The following is an 18,650-nucleotide window of genomic DNA, read 5'->3' on the forward strand; positions in this document are numbered from 1 at the left end:
TAGCTATGTACATGTTAGAATATTAGTTATAGAAGCAAAGGAGCCAATAATGAAAATCAAGCGTATTTTAGTAGCAATTGCTATTTCCTTTTGTAGTTTTATTTTGTATATAACAAATGTACAGCACTTAAAAAGCATGAAATTGATTGTTTCTAAACCTAAAAGTGTGCAATTACATAATAGTTCATCTTCATCATTGGCTACGAAAAGTCAATCCGAAGAAGATTTTATTGTTGCCAAAAATAGTGATCACCAGTTGATAGAACCTATAAAAAATAATGTTGACCTTATGACGCCATTTCAAGTTGCAGTTCAAGGGTTAAATTTTAACAAAAAGGCTAGCATCTATAATAAAAAAAATTCTTTGGAAGTAGGCAACATTTTAAAACTTTTTATTTTGTTGGCTTATCATAAAGCATTACTGGAAAAAAATCCAAAATTAACTAAGCCATATAAAGTAATGGCTGGAGACGTCAAAGGCAAAGGATTAGTAGTCAATACATCATATGCTTATCCATTTTTAATACAACAGATGATGTATCATAATAGCAATGATGCAGCGAATATTTTGGTTAAAGTGTTAAAGTTAGAATATATCAATAAAGTTGCTGCTGAATTAGGAGCTAAGTCTACTAAAATCATTAATTCTTTCGACCAAAAAGATGTAGGGCAAACAACTGCTAATGATATGATTACTATTTTCACAAAGTTGTATCGCCGACAAATATTAACGGTTAATGATTGCAATTTAATACTTAGATTATTAAATACTTATCCCAATAAGGGCCTAGCTGCAGGTATTCCAGGTATTTGTCATTATATTTCTGATGATAATGCCAGTTGTTGTCTTGTAAATAAAAATGGCAAAGTTTACATTATAGCCGCTATCGGGGGAGATAAAAATAGATTTAATCAACTAGGTAAGGACGTATACAACGTAATAGCTATGCATAAGTAGAGATATTTTTGGAGGATTAATATGCACGAAAATAGTGAAAATAAAAAAGAAAAACAACAAAATGATACAGTATTATTGATGGTTGAGTGGATAAAGCATAATGCTGTTTTAGTTTTTGTACTGGGCATAGTTTTGATGATTATTACTAGTATTATTGCTTTTATGGGTTGGGCTGTTTTAGTTTGCTTATTAATGCTTTTATACTTTACATGTGCTAATGAAAAAATAGCTGAAGAATATACTGTAGATCGTAAGCTGGAAGAAAAGGTGGATGTAGTTGGTTCATCTTTGGTTAATAGTGTTGAAAATAGTCGAATTAGTAATAGATATCGTCGCTATAGACAAAGTACTCGTGAACCGCGTACATGGTTGCAATGGGGCGTGATTGCTATGGCCTTAATATGTTTGGTTACTATTTTTTATGGTCCATTTGCATCAGATGCATTGTCAGTTGTCCAAGGTCATACTATTTCCAATACTTTGTTATTTGCGTTTAATAGATTTTCGGCCCTACACTATCGCTTGATTGCATGGGTTATGTGGTTATTTATTGTAGCTATTCCAATTACTATTATTATTATCACACTTAAAAATATAAAACATAATCGTGAGTTTGCCTTTGTGCTCTCGCTTTTAGAAACTATCGTCTTATTAATTTGGTTATTTGAACTGGTTTTCTTAAATGTTGGTATTAAAGTTGGTTTAGGAACTATTACTGGCTCAAGATTATATCGGATTCAAACTAATATAATTAGTTTTGGTGTTTCAGCTTATTTACTAATTGTAGCTAGTTGTATTACAAGTGTAGTGACCTTTAAGAGTTGGTTTTCTTATATAAAAGATAAAAATAAAAATACAAAATAAAAGAGCTAATTACTTAATTTCATTAGCTCTCTTATTTCAATGTAATAAAAATTCGATAGATTTATCTATATATTTATTTGCGTAGCCCATCGCATGTTGATCACCAGGCAATAAAATTAAATTTAAAGCCTTGTTTTGTTGGGCTAATGTTTTGGCAAATTTCAAAACTGAATCAAGCGGTGTTAATTCGTGCTCAGAATTAATCATCAGTAAGCGATTAAGCTTGTCTAAGTCATAAGTATATGCATCCATCTTCTGCAATATTGATGGGTCTTCACCACCAGCATAACTAACCGTGAAAAATTTATAAAATGAATCTTTTATTTGTCTAGGGTTGGTTAAATGCAATTCAGATGCAGCATCAGTTGAGGCAACTGTGTCTTTATGATTTTTAATCCATTCGGAAAAATCTAGCGGAGCGGACCAACATACAGTATCAAAACCAAATTGACCAGCTATAAAGAGGGCCATAGTTGCTCCTACACTAGCTCCGATTTGATAGATTGGCTGCTTCGATCTCGGCATAGTTACATATTGAGAATTAAGCAACCATTCAACAAAAGTTTTGCTATCTTGGTGAGCTCCTGGGAAAGTTGATTGTGATGCCAAACGATATTCAGGAATCATGGTAGTAAATCCAGCTTTAGCAAATCTTACCCCTAATTCTTGGCAAGCTTCCTTGGATCCTTTGATCCAACCACCACCATGCCAAAAAATTAATATTTTATTTGTTGTACTGGTTTGTTCAGGAAAATATATATCAGTAAATAAGTTATTGCGATCATCGTATTTGATATCTTTAATAATTGAAACCATGAAAATGTCTCCTTTTTTATGAATAATACTGTCTCTTATAATATACAGTAAAAAAATATAGTTGAGATAATCAAATGTAAAAAATTGTAGCTTGTACATATATTTTTGGTATGATTATATTATGTTAAATGGGAGGAAAGGTGTATGTCAGCAAAAGATAGTCGTAAGTTAATAAATATTATAACAGTTATATCAACTATTTTAATGATATTGTTAGGCATATATTGGTACAAAATGGGCATTTTGACTGATCAGGTCAAAATGAAAGAATATCTTTCTGATAAGCAGGTAATTGGACCTTTAATTTTTGTTTTTATTCAAATAATACAAGTAGTAATTCCAATTATTCCAGGAGGTGTTTCCCTAGTTGCAGGTGTCATATTTTTTGGACCGCTATGGGGTTTTATTTACAATTATGTTGGTATTGTAATTGGTTCGATTATTATCTTCTTTTTAGCTCGTTTTTATGGTAAGCCATTTATCTTACACTTGGTATCAGAAGAGACTTATAACAAGTATATGAAATGGACAGTTAACCAAAAAAAGTTTAATCATATCTTTGCTTGGTGTATCATTGCTCCAGTAGCACCAGATGATATTTTATGTATGATAGCAGGACTGACAGAAATGAAGGTATCAACCTATATCATGATTATCATTTTCGGCAAGCCATGGACAATTTTAGCTTACAGTTTGGGCTTGGTATATGGTAGTAAATGGTTTTTGAAAATTTTAGGCAAATAAAATATGTCTCGGATATATTTACGAAAAATAATTCCCTCTGATATAAAAACTTTATATAAGTGGGGGCAGGATCCCTTGTATCATAACACTGCATGTTTTGAAAAAATGACATCTATGGCTCAAGCTAAGGTAGCTACGGATTGTTATATGGCTAGAAAATATAGTTATGCTATTGTGCTAGCAGAATCAAAGCAAATGGTCGGCTTGATAGAATTATATAATCACGTTCCTTTTAATGGAGCTCAACCTATTTGTGAAGTGGGATTTTTGTTGCAAAAAGATTATTGGCATCAAGGGCTCATGAAAGAGGCAATAGATAAAATTATTAATTTTGCTTTTAATAAATTAGAATTGAAGCAAGTATGGGCTGTTACGTTTGCAGATAATAGGAATGCACAATCTTTTTTAGAAAAATATGGCTTTGAATATGTAAAAACTGTTGATACTTTTATTGAAGAAATTTTTAGGAAAGAATTATATTTTGTGTTAACAGATAGATAATGTCATGATATAATCTTGTTAAACACGAAGTCCTAAGACAGCTTAAGAGAGTCCATGGTTGGTGAAAATGGATGAATGTCGTTTCCAGATTTCTAATGTGGGTAGGTAATTCTACACGATAGAGCATCGTTATAGCTTATAATGAGTGTAGCTTTTATGCTGAACTTGGGTGGTACCGCGAATTTATATTTAGACCGATTCGTCCCATGAGGGACGGGTCGGTTTTTGTTTACAGGAGGATATTATGTTAGATATAAAAGTCATTAGAGAGAATCTTGATTGGGCTAAAAAAAAGTTAGCTACCAGAGGAATTAAGCCTGAAGAGCTAGATGAGTTGGTGGCTATCGATGTTAAGCGTCGAGAAGTATTAACTAAAACAGAGACTTTAAAAAACAAACGTAATGAGGTTTCTGCACAAATTGCTCAAGCAAAGAAAAATAAAGAAAATGCAGATGATGCCATAAAAGAAATGCGTGAAGTCGGTCAAGAAATCAAAGCACTTGATGTCGAAGTATCAGAATTGACAGAAAAGCAAAAGTATATATTATTGCGTTTGCCTAATTTCCCAGATGATTCAGATCCTATTGGACCTGACGATAGTTACAATGAAGAAGTTAGAAAATGGAATGAACCAACTAAATTTACTTTTGAACCTAAAGCACATTGGGATTTAGGTACTGATTTAAATATTCTTGACTGGGATGCAGCAGCTAAAGTATCTGGAGCACGTTTTGTTTATTATAAAGGTGCTGGTGCATTATTAGAACGAGCTGTATTTAACTTCTTTTTAGATGAAAATGTTAAAGCTGGTTATACTGAAGTGATACCACCTTATTTGGTTAACTATGATTCTATGCAGGGAACAGGTCAATTCCCTAAATTTACAGAAGATGTTTATACCATTGTGGATAATGATGATCCTGATAAACCACGTGAATTGACATTGATACCTACTGCAGAAGTACCTTTAGTTAACTACTTTAGAGATAAAATTCTAGATATTAAACAATTACCTATTAATGTGACTGCTATGAGTCCTGCTTTTAGAAGTGAAGCAGGAAGTGCAGGTCGTGATACCCGTGGCTTAATAAGAATGCATGAATTTAGAAAAGTAGAAATGGTAAAAATTTGTGATGAAGATAGTTCATGGCAAGAATTAGATAAATTGACTAAAAATGCTGAACATTTGTTACAAAAATTAGAATTACCATATCATGTAGTAGCTTTGTCTACTGGGGATGCAAGTTTTACTAGTGCCAAGACTTACGACTTAGAAGTATGGATGCCTGCTCAAAATCAGTATCGTGAAATTTCAAGTTGTTCAAATTGTACAGATTTTCAAGCTAGAAGAAGCTTAATAAGATATCGTGATGAAGCTGGTAAATTACATTTAGCTCATACATTAAATGGCTCTGGATTAGCTGTAGGTAGAACAGTTGCTGCTATTTTAGAAAATTATCAAAATGAAGATGGTACAGTGAATGTTCCAGAAGCATTAGTACCTTACATGCATGGTATGACTGTTATTAAGCCTGAGCCTAAATTTGGTGAATAATAAAAAAGATATGACTACTTAAAGGTCATATCTTTTTTATTGTACTATGTTGACACGGTGTCATAATAGATGTTTCAAAAGTTTCAGTTATTCTTTTTTATGTGTTTAATTGATTAATATAATGAAATATTACATCATCGGTTAATACCCATTTATATTATTAATTTTGAAACATAAAACTGTTGTATCCCACTAAAGTTTTGATTAGTAAATGAAATAAATTTCAATATTTGACAAAGATTTTTGAATAGTTGAAATAGAATTCTTAAGTCAAGAAACCGCTTTCTTCAGTAAAAGATAAGTGGTATAAATAATATGTAAGCTAGCTGAGAGGAAAAACAAGTAAAAATTTTTCAAGATATATCTTAATTTAGAAGAGAATCACAAAAGGGGTAAAAGTTGTATGATGAAAGATAACCGTAAGTTTTCAGTTGTTATTGCTGGTGGTGGTAGTACATTTACACCAGGTTTTGTACTGAACTTATTAAAGAATCAAGATAGATTTCCATTAAGAAAGATAAAGTTTTACGATAATGACGCAGAACGTCAGAAAAAAATTGGGGATGCAGTATCAATCATTATGAATGAGAGAGCTCCAGAAATTGAGTTTGAGTATACTACTGATCCTAAAGAGGCATTTACTGATGTTGACTTCGTTATGGGATCCATTCGTGTTGGTAAATATCACATGCGTAGCTTAGATGAAAAAATACCATTAAGATATGGAGTTAATGGTCAAGAAACTACAGGACCTGGTGGAATGGCATACGGCCTCCGTTCTATTCCAGCAATTATTCAAATTATTGATTGGATGGAAGAATATTCACCAAATGCTTGGATGATTAACTACTCTAATACTATTGCTATTGTTGCTGAAGCATGTCGTCGTTTACGTCCACATTCAAAAGTTATCAACATTTGTGATATGCCAATTGATATCATGACAAGAATGGCACAGATTTGTGGCTTGAAAGACTATCATGATTTAGATTTTAATTATTACGGCTTGAATCATTTTGGATGGTGGAAAGGCGTTTGGGACAAGAAAACTGGTAAAGACTTAATGCCAGAGCTTAAGAAGTACGTTTCTAAGAATGGATACTGGGTAGGCGGTGACTTCGATAAGAATACTGAGGCTAGCTGGAAAGAAACCTTTAAGAAAGCAGCCGATTGCTACGCTTTGGAACCAAATACTTTACCAAACACTTATATGCAATATTATTACTATCCACAATACGAAGTTAAGAATGCAGATCCAAATCGTACTCGTACTGATGAAATTCGTGAATACCGTCAAAAGATTGTCTTTGGTGAGTGTGAAAGAATCGTCAAAGAAGGTACTGCAGAAAATAATATGTGGGATCGTAACGAAACTCACTCAGAATATATTGTTGATATCTGCCATGCAATTGCTTACAATACTGGCGAAAAGTTTTTGGCAAATATTCCAAATAACGGTGCTATTTCAAATATGGATCCAGATTCAATCGTTGAAGTTCCTTGTTTATTTACTTCACATGGTGTTGAGCCAATATCAACTGGTGAAGCTGGAATCTTCCAAAGAGGATTGATGATGGAACAACAAACATGTGAAAAACTAGTTGTTGATGCATATGAACAACATTCATATGAAAAGATGTGGGAAGCATTTGCACTTAATAAGACTGTTCCAGATGCACTTGTTGCTAAAAAGATACTTGACGATATGATTCCAGAAAACAAGCCTTACTGGCCAATACTGAAATAGATATTTAATAGATAAATGATTTATTAAGGGAGGACTTGTTAATGCTGTTTTTAATAAGTCCTTTTTTGTGAGGTGAATGAATTATGATGCAGAAACTACAAAGATTCGGTGCTGCAATGTTTGTACCTGTCTTGCTTTTCTCGTTTGCCGGTATTGTGGTAGCTTTAGGATGTTTATTTAACAATGCGACAATTTTCGGCTCATTAGCTAGTCCTACAACTGGTTGGTATAAAGTTTGGGATACCATTTCTGCTGGTGGTTGGACTGTATTTAATCAGGAATGTTTATTATTTGTTGTTGGATTGCCAATAGGTCTAGCAAATAAATCACATGGACGTGCCGCTATGGAATCCTTGATTACTTACTTGACCTTTAACTACTTTGTTGGGGCCATGTTAAGTCACTGGGGTGCATTCTTTGGTGTTCCAAACTTTAATAAGATTACAATTACTGCTAATGCGACTAATGGTGGTTTAACTCAAATAGCTGGTATTAAGACTCTAGACACCAGTATTATCTTCTCGTTAATTATTGCGGGTATTGTTGTTTACTTACATAATCATTACTTTGATAAAAAACTACCAGAGTGGCTTGGTACTTTCCAAGGCTCAACCTTTGTTTACATATTAGGTTTCTTTGTAATGATTCCAGTTGCATTCTTAACTTGTTTGATTTGGCCTAAAGTTCAGTTAGGTATTAACAGTTTGCAACACTTTATTGTAGGTAGTGGTTTTGTTGGAATTTGGATTTATTCATTCTTGAACCGTGTTTTAATTCCAACTGGACTTCATCACTTAGTATATATTCCATTTCAGTTTGGACCAGCGGTTGTCGCAGGTGGGCTTCAGCCATATTGGTTAAAACATATAACAGAATATGCTGCAAGCACAAAGCCTTTATCTCAAATTGCTTCTATGGAAGGATTTCAACTTTATGGTAATGAAAAAGTATTTTTAGTACCATTTATTTGTTGGGCATTCTATGCTACAGCTAAGAAAAACAAGAAGAAGCAAACTTCGGCATTGCTTATTCCAGCCGCATTAACTTCTGTTTTGACTGGTATTACTGAACCTATTGACTTTACTTACTTGTTTGCTGCTCCGATACTTTGGGTAGTATATTCAGTTATGGCTGCTACTATGAATACTATTATGTGGTGCTTCGGTTTAAGAGGACTTATGTCCGATGGTGCCATCGGTATTGCTTCAATGAACTGGATTCCATTATGGTCAAATCACTGGCATGTTTATGTAATGCAATTTATTGTCGGAATTGTATGTGGTCTTCTTACTTACTTTATTTTTAAGCTAATGATTGAGAAATTTAACTACGTAACTCCAGGTCGTGAGGCTGACAATGAAGATGTTAAATTAATCAACAAGAAAGAATACAAAGAAAAGATGGCTCAACAAAAGATGACTCAACAAAAGATAGCTCAACAAGCTACAGGTGTGGCTGAATCTGATCCATATATTGCTAGAGCACAAGCTTATCTAGAATTATTAGGTGGATCAAGTAATATTGAAGAGATATCATCGTGTGCTACTCGTTTACGTGTAACTGTAAAGGATCCAGATAAGTTAGGATCAGATGCTCAATTTAAAGCTAATAAAGCTGTTAATGTTGTTCACCATGGTAAAGCTATTCAAGTTATTGTTGGTCTAGATGTTGCACAAGTCTTAGAAAGAATGCAAGCCTTAATTGAGAAAAATGGTCACTAAGTACTAAAGTGAGCCAATAACTAAATTTATAAGTTGGACATGCTATTGTATTAATTGCTTACTTTTTAGTTTCTACAATATTTTGTGTTCAACTGCAATTAGAGTTTAAGTCAGTATATGACTTATCTAAAGTTACAGATGATGTTAACTTTAAATACTTAGGAGCACATGAAGTTATTTAGAGGATAAAAAATTGATATTATCATTGGTCTAAATGCAGACAGTATTGTTGATGGAATGAAAGACGATAGTATTCAAAACACTTTTTAGCGGCCTTATGTTATTATATTAGTGTAATTATGATAATATTTACATTATATGGAGATTAACTATGACTGACTTAAAAAGACGTGTATGGGAAAAAAGTGGAGAGTTAAGCACATCTGAGAAAGAAATTGTTAGATTTTTATTTTCAAATTCCAAATTATGTAGCCATTTGAGCTTAGCAAAATTAGCAACAAAATTATATGTTTCAGAATCATCTATTTTTAGGCTTTGCAAAAAAATAGGCTTATCAGGCTACAGTGAATTACGATTTGAATTATCAGATTTAGCTCATGAGAGGAAAATAAATACGATTGATATTGCAACTGAAGTAGAAAATGCAATTCAAGAAGTACTGAATTATTGCAGTACTTTAGATTTAGAAAAGGTCTTTTTGGATATTGAACACGCCAATACGATTTATTTATATTCGACAGGTTGGTCTCAAGAATTAATAGCAAGGTATTTGCTTCACGAATTGTTTATGATAGGAAAAAAAGTTGTAATGCTCCCATCTGCGATTGAAGAGCTGAAGATGGTAAGTAAGCGGGCTACAGAGGGAGATATGCTATTTATCGTTTCTTATAGTGGTGATAATGTTCAAATTCGCGATGAAATAAGTAAGATACAACTTATAAATAACAAAATAATAACAGTATCGTTTACAACTTTGCGACCAGCAAAGTTGGTCTCATTAGTAGATTATAGTTTTTTCTTTCGTACCTTGAAATTAAAAAAATTCTGGGTGGAAGGAGATGCTACTATTGACAGCTTTAGCCCAGCATATACCTTTATTGATCTTTTAATTGCTAAATACTATCAGTGGGAACAATCAAAAGGAGAGTTAGACAATGTGGACTATGACAAAGAATAAGGTAACTAGTTTCTGTGATCAGATTATGGAGCGGTTACATTTAAATACGCGTTCTATTTTAAAATGGTACTCGATTATTTTATTCGTTGCTCCACTACTTTATTGGGGTCTACTTGAGTTTAGATTGGTAATGACGCAAGTAAGTTTTGTAAATATGCTTCACAAACATCCAGCAATGGCTGTTTCCGTTATTATTGCTATTACTGACTTTCTTTTGGGCTACTATTGCTGGATAAAGAAAGATGAGATAGTAAATAATAGAACAAGACTAAGAACTTTTTGGATTTTGCAGTGTTTTTGCCAATTGCTGGTAGGCAATATTATTTGCTTTTTGTTGAGTATTTTTGGCTTGCGGGCTTTACCTAGCTCTAAAGTTAAAAGCACTACTGTATCGTATTTTAAAGTAACTATTATCATCAGTACTTTGTTGTACGCTTTGTGTATTCTTTTGTTAGGCTTAATTGGATTACAAGGTTTAAGAGGTTAGAATAATGTTTAATTTTTTTAAAAATAAAGGGCTGGAAGTAGATGCTGCCGTTGATGGTGGTTTGATACCAATTTCTGAGGTAAATGATGATGTATTTTCTACTAAAATGTTAGGTGATGGTTATGCTATTAAACCTATTAGTGGAGACATTCATTCACCAGTAGAAGGTGATATATCGACCTTATTTCCCACTAAGCATGCTATTGGCATCAAGACTAAAGAAGGACTAGAAATTCTTGTACATTTAGGAATTGATACAGTGGAATTAAATGGTGCACCTTTTCAGATGAAAATCCAAAAGGGTGATCACGTTATTGCTGGCCAATTACTTGGCACAATGGACTTGAAACAAGTTGTTGATAGTGGCCGTGATGATTCTGTAATTGTGGTTTATACTAATATGGACTTAATTGAATCGATTTCCCCCGTTCAAAAAGGTTCTGTTAACTCTGGTGATAGAGTACAAACAATTACTTTTAAGAAAAAGTAGGATTTAGTTTAAATATAAAAGATACCCATTACTTGTTTTTTGATAGAGTCATGGGTGTCTTTTTTTGTGTTATGTTGACACGATGTCATAATAGATGTATATTTATTTGTGATGACACTGTGTCACTGGGAGAGACAAATATGGTAAAAAAAACATTTATAAATTTAAATAGTGCAAAAAAGCAAAAAATTGAGCAAGTAATGCTGGATGAGTTTAGCAATTATGATCTTAATCAAGCCAATGTTGCTCGGATAGTTAAAGAGGCAGGTATTGCTAGAGGTGCATTTTACACTTATTTTGATGATTTAGAAGATGCATATCTTTATGTATACAATAAGGCAATGTTGCAAATACATAATCCAATTAAGATGGATAAACCTGAATTTGATGCGGATTTATTTTATAAAATGGCTTATGAATTAGTTTGCAATATCGAAAAGAGTAAATATAAAAAATTGTTAAAAAAACATATGCTAGTGAATGAATCTTTATTAATTCATAATTTTCAAGTAGAAAATCAAAAAGCAATCCACATGGATACTAAGACTTGGAGTGCAATGGTTTTAACACACGAGACTATTAAATTGGCATTATTTGATTTAGAACATAAAGAGAATTATTTTCGGAAACTTAAACAGGGTCTCGATTGTCTAAGGAGGGTGTAAATTGTGTTTTTAGCATTGAAAGAAATTAGATATGAAAAAGTAAGGTATGGATTGATAACATGTATTATTTTACTAATTTCATATTTGATATTTATTTTATCAGCATTAGCTTTTGGATTAGCCAACGAAAATACACAGGTAATCAAAGAATGGCAAATGCAAACTATTATTTTAAATGACAATTCTAATTTAAACTTGAATCAATCGATTTTAACTAAACAAGATTTAGAAAAAAATAAGTTAACTAAACAAGATGCATCTATAGGTCAAGTACCAATAGTGGTTAAAAAATCCCATCGTAAAACAGTATCTAGTCAGTTAATAGCTATTAATCGTGAACAATATATTTTTAAAACGATGTCTTTGGTAGCAGGTCGCAAATTTAATAATAAGCATGAAGTTGTAGTTGATAGTTTATTCAATCAATATGGTTATCAGATTGGGAATAAAATAAAATTTAATGGTAAAAATGATAGTTACAAGATTGTCGGTTTTGTTAAAAACGCTAAATTGAATATTGCTCCTTTAGTTTATGGTGATTTTTCACTTTGGAAAAAAATACGACCTATGGCACCAGCAGCTCAAGCTACAGCTATAGTATCTCAGCGTAAATTAAATTATCACCATAAACAGGCTAAAAATTATTCGACTAAACAATTTGTTTTGAAATTACCAGGATATGTAGCTCAAAATACTACTTTTGAAATGATGATTACTTTCTTATTTATTATTTCTTTAATAACCATTGCTATCTTTTTGTATATTGTAACTATGCATAAATTACCTAGTTATGCGGTTCTACGTGCACAAGGTGTATCCGCTAAAATGCTAGTGAAAGCTACAGTTTTGCAATCATTTCTGTTAAGTATTGTTGGTAGTATGTTGGGCTTAATATTTACATTGTTGACATTGAAAGCAATGCCCATTACAGTGCCTATGTATTTGTCATCGTGGATGATGGTATCTGTGATATTAGGAATGATTGTTGTGGGATTAGTGGGTAGTTTAATACCAGTAAGATCTATTTTGAAGGTTGATCCTGCTAGTGCTATTAATTAATTTAATGTTTGAAAGGTAAGATATGTCATTAGTATCATTAAAAAATGTAAATAAAATATATGGAAAAGGTAGCTCACAGATTAAATCACTTGATAATATTAATTTTGCTGCTGATGCAGGTCAAGTTGTTTTAATTGAGGGACCTTCTGGCTCAGGTAAAAGTACTTTTTTAACTATACTAGGAGCCTTGCAAAAAGCTACTAGTGGTCAGGTTATTATTTCAGGTGAAGAAATAACTGCTATGAATTCTAAGCAATTGGATCAGTTGCGATTAAATAAAATTGGTTTTATTTTGCAATCTTATGCCTTAGTTCCATATTTGAAAATTAGAGAGCAATTTGTTTTGGCAAATATAATCAAGAAAACAAATAATATGCAGCAGCTGCAATTAAATAATTTATTGGAGCAATTACAAGTTAATGAGTTACTAGATAAATATCCTAAGGAATTATCTGGTGGTCAGAGGCAGCGTATCGCTATCGCTCGTGCTTTATACACTAATCCTCCAATTGTATTAGCAGATGAGCCGACTGCATCTTTAGATAGTAAATGTGTAACTTTGGTGGGCCAACTATTTCAACAGTTTGCTCATCAGGATGGCACACTGATAGTTATGGTTACGCATGATCAACGATTAGAACAATATGCTGATGTAATATATAGAATTGTTGATGGCAAAATGGATAAAAGAATAGATTAAATTTATTGGTTAGGCAATTTTAACATGTATCCTAGTCCTCTTACTGTTTTAATTAATTGAGGATTGGCAGGATCGGCCTCTATTTTGTCACGTAGATTACTGATATGCATATCGACTATTCGGGTAGTATTGTATTCATCTTCATATTCCCATACTCCATCTAGCAATTGCTCTCTTGATAGTACGTGATTTTGATTTTCAAATAAAAATTTTAGCAATTTGAATTCTTTAGAGGTTAGATTTAATATTTTTCCATTCAACTTAGGCGGGTATTGTCGCAAGTCTAAGTTGATTTTTTTATGCTCTGAAAGTAAATAGTCATGTATATCTTCCTGGTTTTCAACAATTTTTCGTGGATTTTCATTGAGCCAAATTAAGCTGATCAACTGTGCCAGAATTAAATCGGGATTATAGGATGTTAAACATACACTTGCTTTGATTTTGAACATCTTTTTTGCAGAGTGTGCATCAAAAACTTTGGTCAATATAATTATTGGCCCGTTAAAGTGGTGTCGAATTTTATCTAAGTTGTTAAAAAAATCCTCATCATGCAGATGATGTAAGTCGATAATTATACCGATTGTATCTGGATCTGATGCATGTTTAATTACTTTTTTGATTGTTAATGCATTATAAATGCTAGTTTGTTTTTGATTGGCAAGAGTATTGAGCCCTGTAAAAAGAACAATATCTTTGCTTAATAGAATTATAGTTTTCATACTTCACCTCATAAATCTATTGTATAAAACTAAGGTTGAAAAAAATAACAAATTTACAAAGTTTACCGAAAATTTACATGAATAATGTATAGATTTTACATTATTTTTTTAAACTTTAATTGAAAAGATTTGAGGAGGGTAAAACAATGAAAATAAAAACGATAAAGTACTTATTATTTACTTTAGTCATGACATGCACGTTAACTGCATGTAGTCAAAAACAAGAATCATTAATTTCAGTTGGATCGACTGCGTTGCAACCTTTAGTTGAAGAAGCTTCTGTACATTATGCAGACAAAAATCATGTTCGGATTAATGTACAAGGTGGAGGATCCGGGACAGGGTTAAATCAAGTTCAAGCAGGAACAGTTACTATAGGAAATTCTGATATTTTTGCCCAACAAGCTGATGGTATTAATGCCAACAAGTTAATTGATCATAGAGTTGCTGTAGTAGGTATTGTGCCTGTTATAAATAAAAAAATAGGTATTACTAATATTAGTATGTTGCAACTGAGAGAAATTTTCAGTGGAAAAATAAATAACTGGAATCAGTTGGGAGGACCTAATCAGAAAATAGTAGTTGTTAATCGAGCAGAAGGATCAGGAACTAGGAAAACATTTGAGTTAGAGGTAATGAAGGGTCAAAAAATGAAACTAAGTCAAACTCAAGATTCAAATGGTTCTGTTCAAAAAATAATATCCACCACGCCAGGAAGTATTAGTTATTTAGCGTTTCCATATGCTAATAAGAAAAAATTGCAAAAACTTTCTATCAACCATGTTAAACCTACGAGTGCTAATGTATTAACAAATAAGTGGGTATTATGGTCGTATGAACATATGTATATGAATAAGAAAAAACAACCACAAGCAGCTAAAAAGTTCATTGAATATATTATGTCACGTCAATTTCAAACAAGTACAGTTGAAAAAATGGGATATATAAGTATACGCAAAATGAAAGTGCAAAAGGATGCTAATGGTAAAGTTACTTTGATTAAGAATAAAGGTTAGATATGGCAGACTTACACCAAAAATTATTGAAGACTTCTAAAGCAATTAATGAAAATCGTCGCGGAATTGTTATAACAGCATTTTGTACTATGTTTATTGTTATTACTGCTATTTCGTTAATTGTTTTTATTGCTATAAAAGGATTAGCTATATTTGTTGATAATCGAGCTAGCTTATTAAATTTTTTAATCAGTGATGTCTGGCAACCTGGCAACACCTCTAATGGACGACCTTTAATAGGAGCTTTAGCTATGATAGTAGGCTCTTTCGGGGTAACATTACTTGCATTAATGCTAGCTATGCCATTTGGTTTAGCATTAAGCTTGTTTGTAACTCAGTATGCTAAAAAGCGAGTTAAGGACATTTTGCAGATTGTATTAGATTTGTTTACTGGAATACCATCTGTAGTATACGGTTTTTTAGGATTAATATTAATTGTCCCTGTCGTACGTAAAATATATGGTGGTACAGGATTTGGCTTATTATCAGGAGCAGTAGTTTTAGCTGTAATGATTTTACCAACTATTACATCAATAATGATAAATGCTATTAACGGTGTACCTATTAGCATGATTCAAGCCTCATTAGCATTGGGAGCTACTCGCTGGCAAACTATTTATAAAATTATTTTACGCTTTTGCCTCCCCGGATTATTAATTGGAGTTATTTTTGGAATGGCTAGAGCATTAGGAGAAGCTATGGCCGTACAAATGGTGATAGGAAATACCGTGTTACTGCCTAAAGGATTAGCAACGCCTACTACAACGTTAACAAGTCAATTAACAGTCCAAATGGGTAATACTATTTTTGGCACAGTGCAAAATAACGCTTTATGGACGTTAGCTTTATTTTTATTGCTTATATCTTTAGCATTTAATGTCTTAATTAGAACTTTAGCTAAGAAAGGTAATTACTAATCATGTCAAATAGTTTTATAGATAAAGTTGCTAAAAAAATTATTTTATTAATAGTTCTTTTATTGTTGTCATTTTTACTGCTGTTTTTGACATATATATTTGGTATGGGTATCCGATATCTATCATTAAAATCTATATTGCTACCATCGCAAATTACTGGTTCAGGTGGTGGCATTAGAGATCAGTTATTTAATTCAGTGTATATGCTGTTATTAACTTTGATAATATCTTTACCTTTATCTATTGGTTCAGGGATTTATTTAGCAGAATTTGCACCTAAAAATAAGCTTGTCGATTTTGTTCAAAATATGATTGACGTTTTAAGTTATATGCCATCTATTGTGGTTGGACTATTTATATATTTAATAATAGTTATCAAATTTAATATCGGCTTTTCTATTTTAGCTGGTTCACTTGCTTTAACAATTTTTAATTTACCGATTTTGACTGCTAATATAAAAAATGCTTTTTGCAATATATCACAAGCACAAAGGGATGCTGGTAAGGCACTTGGCTTATCTGAATGGAATCTGATCAAAGGAATATTATTACCACAAACTATTCCTACCATAATCGTTGCAGTGGTTTTGAGTGCTGGTCGTATATTTGGCGAAGCGGCTGCCCTGATTTATTCTTCTGGACAAAGTGCTCCTTTGTTAAATTATGCTAATTGGAATCCATTTTGTATGGATAGTCCATTAAATATTATGCGACCAGCTGAGACTTTGTCAGTTTACATTTGGAAAATTAATTCTGAAGGCCTAAAACCTGATGCTGAAAAAATATCATTCTGTTCAATATTGATTTTAGTTGGTGTGATTTTACTATTTGATCTAGTTGCACATTTTTTAGGTAATTATTTACACCAAAAATTTATTTATGGAAAGAAAAAATAATGAGTAATAATTTAGATACGTCTTATATTTTGCAGACCAGCGAGTTATCTGTTAGCTATGGAAAAACTAAGGTTTTAAAAGATATATCAATTGATATTTACCAAAATAAAATAACATCATTAATTGGGTGTTCAGGTTCAGGCAAAACGACCTTTTTGAGAAGTATTAATCGAATTGATGATAATATCACAACTGTATCTGGGAAAATCTATTTTGCTGGCCTGGAAATAAATAATCCGAAGATTAATGTATATGAATTACGTAAAAATGTAGGCATGGTCTTTCAACAACCAAATGTATTTGCTAAGTCTATTTACGAAAATATTGCTTATGCCTTGCGATATCATGGTATGTCAGATAAAGATGAAGTATATGAAACAGTAGAAAAATCTTTAAAACAAACTTCGTTATGGGATGAAGTTAAAAATAATTTAGCCAAATGTGCGTTGGAACTTTCCGGCGGTCAGCAGCAAAGGTTATGCATATCAAGAGCTATAGCATTAAAACCTAAGTTATTACTATTAGATGAACCTACGAGTGCATTAGATCCAATTGCTACAGCTAAATTAGAGGAAACTATCAAAGATTTGAAAGAAAAATATTCAATTATTATGGTGACTCATAATATGCAACAAGCTCGCAGAGTTAGTGATTATATTGCCTTTTTTAATATGGGATCACTAATCGAGTATGGTTCGGTTGATGATATCTTTCTTCGACCTCAAATCTCTATTACCAAAAATTATGTAAGTGGAAAATTCGGTTAAGAGGGTTGCTTATGAAAATTATTAGTATCAAAGATTTATCACTAAAATATGATGAGTTTGAAGTATTACATAAAATTTCTATGGATATAGAAGCCAATGCTGTCACTGCATTGATTGGTGCATCGGGTTGTGGCAAATCTTCATTTTTAAGATGCTTTAATATAATGAATGATTTAATACCAAATAGTAAAGTAACAGGAAATATTAAATTTAAACAATACGAAATATATGCCAATAATATTGACTTGGCATTTTTAAGACAAAAAATAGGTATGGTTTTTCAACAACCAAATGCTTTTAGCTTTTCAATATATGATAATGTTGCTTTTGGTTTAAAGATACAAGGCATAAATAAGAAGAAGATCTTAGATGAAAGAGTAGAAAATGCATTAAAAGAAGCTGCTATATGGGATGAGGTAAAAGATAAGCTATCCTGCAATGCTTGTAGTTTATCTGGCGGACAACAGCAAAGAATATGTATTGCTCGAGCATTAGCTACTAATCCAGAAATTTTATTAATGGATGAGCCTACGAGTGCATTAGATCCTATTTCAGCAGCCAAGGTAGAAGAAACAATTTTGTTCTTGAAAAAGCAACATACAATTATACTTGTTACCCACAATATAGAGCAAGCTAAAAGGGTTAGTGACAATCTAGCATTTTTTATGTCGGGACACTTAATTGAATATGGTGTTAGTCGTGAAATCTTCACTCAAGCAAAGAATAAGGATACTAAAGACTATCTTGAAGGAAAATGGAGCTAAATTGAGTTTACGAAATATCATCTAATAATATGTATATTATTAGATGATTTTAGCCATAAATCCAAACGTTTTATTAATATGATAGATGTTAAATTCGTATAAAAAAATAAAATAAAAAAATAGCTT

General features: G+C 32.1%; 20 protein-coding genes. 18 read left to right on the forward strand and 2 right to left on the reverse strand.

The window, feature by feature from the left end:
• Positions 1-49 precede the first annotated feature (49 nt).
• Together HMPREF0520_RS04760 and HMPREF0520_RS04765 are read left to right on the forward strand one after the other, a co-directional pair.
• On the forward strand, positions 50-958 hold the full coding sequence (locus tag HMPREF0520_RS04760) for a serine hydrolase (protein ID WP_006729780.1): 909 nt from the start codon (positions 50-52) through the stop codon (positions 956-958).
• Between the two features lie 21 nt (positions 959-979).
• Positions 980-1,822 carry a hypothetical protein gene (locus HMPREF0520_RS04765; RefSeq protein WP_006729781.1) on the forward strand — a complete coding sequence of 281 codons (843 nt, stop codon included), beginning with the start codon at positions 980-982 and terminating at the stop codon, positions 1,820-1,822.
• Positions 1,823-1,858: 36 nt separating this feature from the next.
• Here the strand turns inward: HMPREF0520_RS04765 and HMPREF0520_RS04770 are convergent, their stop codons facing one another.
• Positions 1,859-2,638 carry an alpha/beta hydrolase family protein gene (locus tag HMPREF0520_RS04770; protein WP_006731521.1) on the reverse strand — a complete coding sequence of 260 codons (780 nt, stop codon included), beginning with the start codon at positions 2,636-2,638 and terminating at the stop codon, positions 1,859-1,861.
• Positions 2,639-2,782: 144 nt separating this feature from the next.
• On the opposite strand from HMPREF0520_RS04770, the gene HMPREF0520_RS04775 reads away from it, so the two are divergent.
• From HMPREF0520_RS04775 to HMPREF0520_RS04825, 11 genes are all read left to right on the forward strand, one after another.
• Positions 2,783-3,382, forward strand: coding sequence for a VTT domain-containing protein (locus HMPREF0520_RS04775; protein WP_006729783.1), 600 nt, complete (start codon positions 2,783-2,785; stop codon positions 3,380-3,382).
• A gap of 3 nt (positions 3,383-3,385) precedes the next feature.
• A complete protein-coding gene (locus tag HMPREF0520_RS04780; protein WP_006729784.1) occupies positions 3,386-3,883 on the forward strand; it encodes a GNAT family N-acetyltransferase in 498 nt (165 codons plus the stop codon).
• A 244-nt stretch (positions 3,884-4,127) separates the two neighbouring features.
• Positions 4,128-5,438, forward strand: coding sequence for a serine--tRNA ligase (gene serS / locus HMPREF0520_RS04785; protein WP_006729785.1), 1,311 nt, complete (start codon positions 4,128-4,130; stop codon positions 5,436-5,438).
• Between the two features lie 403 nt (positions 5,439-5,841).
• Positions 5,842-7,185 carry a family 4 glycosyl hydrolase gene (locus HMPREF0520_RS04790; RefSeq protein ID WP_006729786.1) on the forward strand — a complete coding sequence of 448 codons (1,344 nt, stop codon included), beginning with the start codon at positions 5,842-5,844 and terminating at the stop codon, positions 7,183-7,185.
• Positions 7,186-7,268: 83 nt separating this feature from the next.
• Entirely contained in the window at positions 7,269-8,906 is a 1,638-nt protein-coding gene (locus tag HMPREF0520_RS04795) for an alpha-glucoside-specific PTS transporter subunit IIBC (RefSeq protein WP_006729787.1), read from the forward strand.
• Positions 8,907-9,237: 331 nt separating this feature from the next.
• Positions 9,238-10,044 carry a MurR/RpiR family transcriptional regulator gene (locus tag HMPREF0520_RS04800; RefSeq protein WP_006729788.1) on the forward strand — a complete coding sequence of 269 codons (807 nt, stop codon included), beginning with the start codon at positions 9,238-9,240 and terminating at the stop codon, positions 10,042-10,044.
• Positions 10,022-10,531, forward strand: a complete 510-nt coding sequence (locus HMPREF0520_RS04805) for a hypothetical protein (RefSeq protein WP_006731520.1) — start codon at positions 10,022-10,024, stop codon at positions 10,529-10,531. The genes HMPREF0520_RS04800 and HMPREF0520_RS04805 overlap by 23 nt, the downstream gene beginning before the upstream one ends.
• A 4-nt stretch (positions 10,532-10,535) precedes the next feature.
• A complete protein-coding gene (locus HMPREF0520_RS04810; RefSeq protein WP_006729790.1) occupies positions 10,536-11,021 on the forward strand; it encodes a PTS sugar transporter subunit IIA in 486 nt (161 codons plus the stop codon).
• Between the two features lie 140 nt (positions 11,022-11,161).
• A complete protein-coding gene (locus HMPREF0520_RS04815) occupies positions 11,162-11,686 on the forward strand; it encodes a TetR/AcrR family transcriptional regulator (protein WP_006729791.1) in 525 nt (174 codons plus the stop codon).
• Between the two features lie 3 nt (positions 11,687-11,689).
• On the forward strand, positions 11,690-12,745 hold the full coding sequence (locus HMPREF0520_RS04820) for an ABC transporter permease (RefSeq protein WP_006729792.1): 1,056 nt from the start codon (positions 11,690-11,692) through the stop codon (positions 12,743-12,745).
• 22 nt (positions 12,746-12,767) lie between these two features.
• A complete protein-coding gene (locus HMPREF0520_RS04825; RefSeq protein WP_006729793.1) occupies positions 12,768-13,445 on the forward strand; it encodes an ABC transporter ATP-binding protein in 678 nt (225 codons plus the stop codon).
• Positions 13,446-13,447: 2 nt separating this feature from the next.
• Here HMPREF0520_RS04825 and HMPREF0520_RS04830 read toward each other — a convergent pair whose 3' ends face one another.
• Positions 13,448-14,164 (reverse strand): DNA-binding response regulator, encoded by a 717-nt coding sequence (locus HMPREF0520_RS04830; RefSeq protein WP_006729794.1) that lies wholly within the window; start codon positions 14,162-14,164, stop codon positions 13,448-13,450.
• 146 nt (positions 14,165-14,310) lie between these two features.
• Between HMPREF0520_RS04830 and HMPREF0520_RS04835 the strand changes: the two genes are divergently transcribed.
• Genes HMPREF0520_RS04835 through pstB (HMPREF0520_RS04855) form a run of 5 tightly spaced genes read left to right on the forward strand, consistent with a single transcriptional unit; the run spans position 14,311 to position 18,524 of the window.
• Positions 14,311-15,180, forward strand: coding sequence for a phosphate ABC transporter substrate-binding protein PstS family protein (locus tag HMPREF0520_RS04835; RefSeq protein WP_006734959.1), 870 nt, complete (start codon positions 14,311-14,313; stop codon positions 15,178-15,180).
• Positions 15,181-15,182: 2 nt separating this feature from the next.
• A complete protein-coding gene (gene pstC, locus HMPREF0520_RS04840; RefSeq protein WP_006729796.1) occupies positions 15,183-16,097 on the forward strand; it encodes a phosphate ABC transporter permease subunit PstC in 915 nt (304 codons plus the stop codon).
• Positions 16,098-16,099: 2 nt separating this feature from the next.
• Entirely contained in the window at positions 16,100-16,993 is an 894-nt protein-coding gene (gene pstA, locus HMPREF0520_RS04845) for a phosphate ABC transporter permease PstA (protein ID WP_006729797.1), read from the forward strand.
• Entirely contained in the window at positions 16,993-17,760 is a 768-nt protein-coding gene (gene pstB / locus HMPREF0520_RS04850; RefSeq protein WP_006729798.1) for a phosphate ABC transporter ATP-binding protein PstB, read from the forward strand. The genes pstA and pstB (HMPREF0520_RS04850) overlap by 1 nt, the downstream gene beginning before the upstream one ends.
• A gap of 11 nt (positions 17,761-17,771) precedes the next feature.
• Complete coding sequence (gene pstB / locus HMPREF0520_RS04855) at positions 17,772-18,524, forward strand: phosphate ABC transporter ATP-binding protein PstB (protein ID WP_006729799.1); 753 nt, start codon at positions 17,772-17,774, stop codon at positions 18,522-18,524.
• Positions 18,525-18,650: the final 126 nt, after the last annotated feature.

The sequence above is a fragment of the Lactobacillus iners DSM 13335 genome (assembly GCF_000160875.1).
Lineage (GTDB): Bacteria > Bacillota > Bacilli > Lactobacillales > Lactobacillaceae > Lactobacillus > Lactobacillus iners.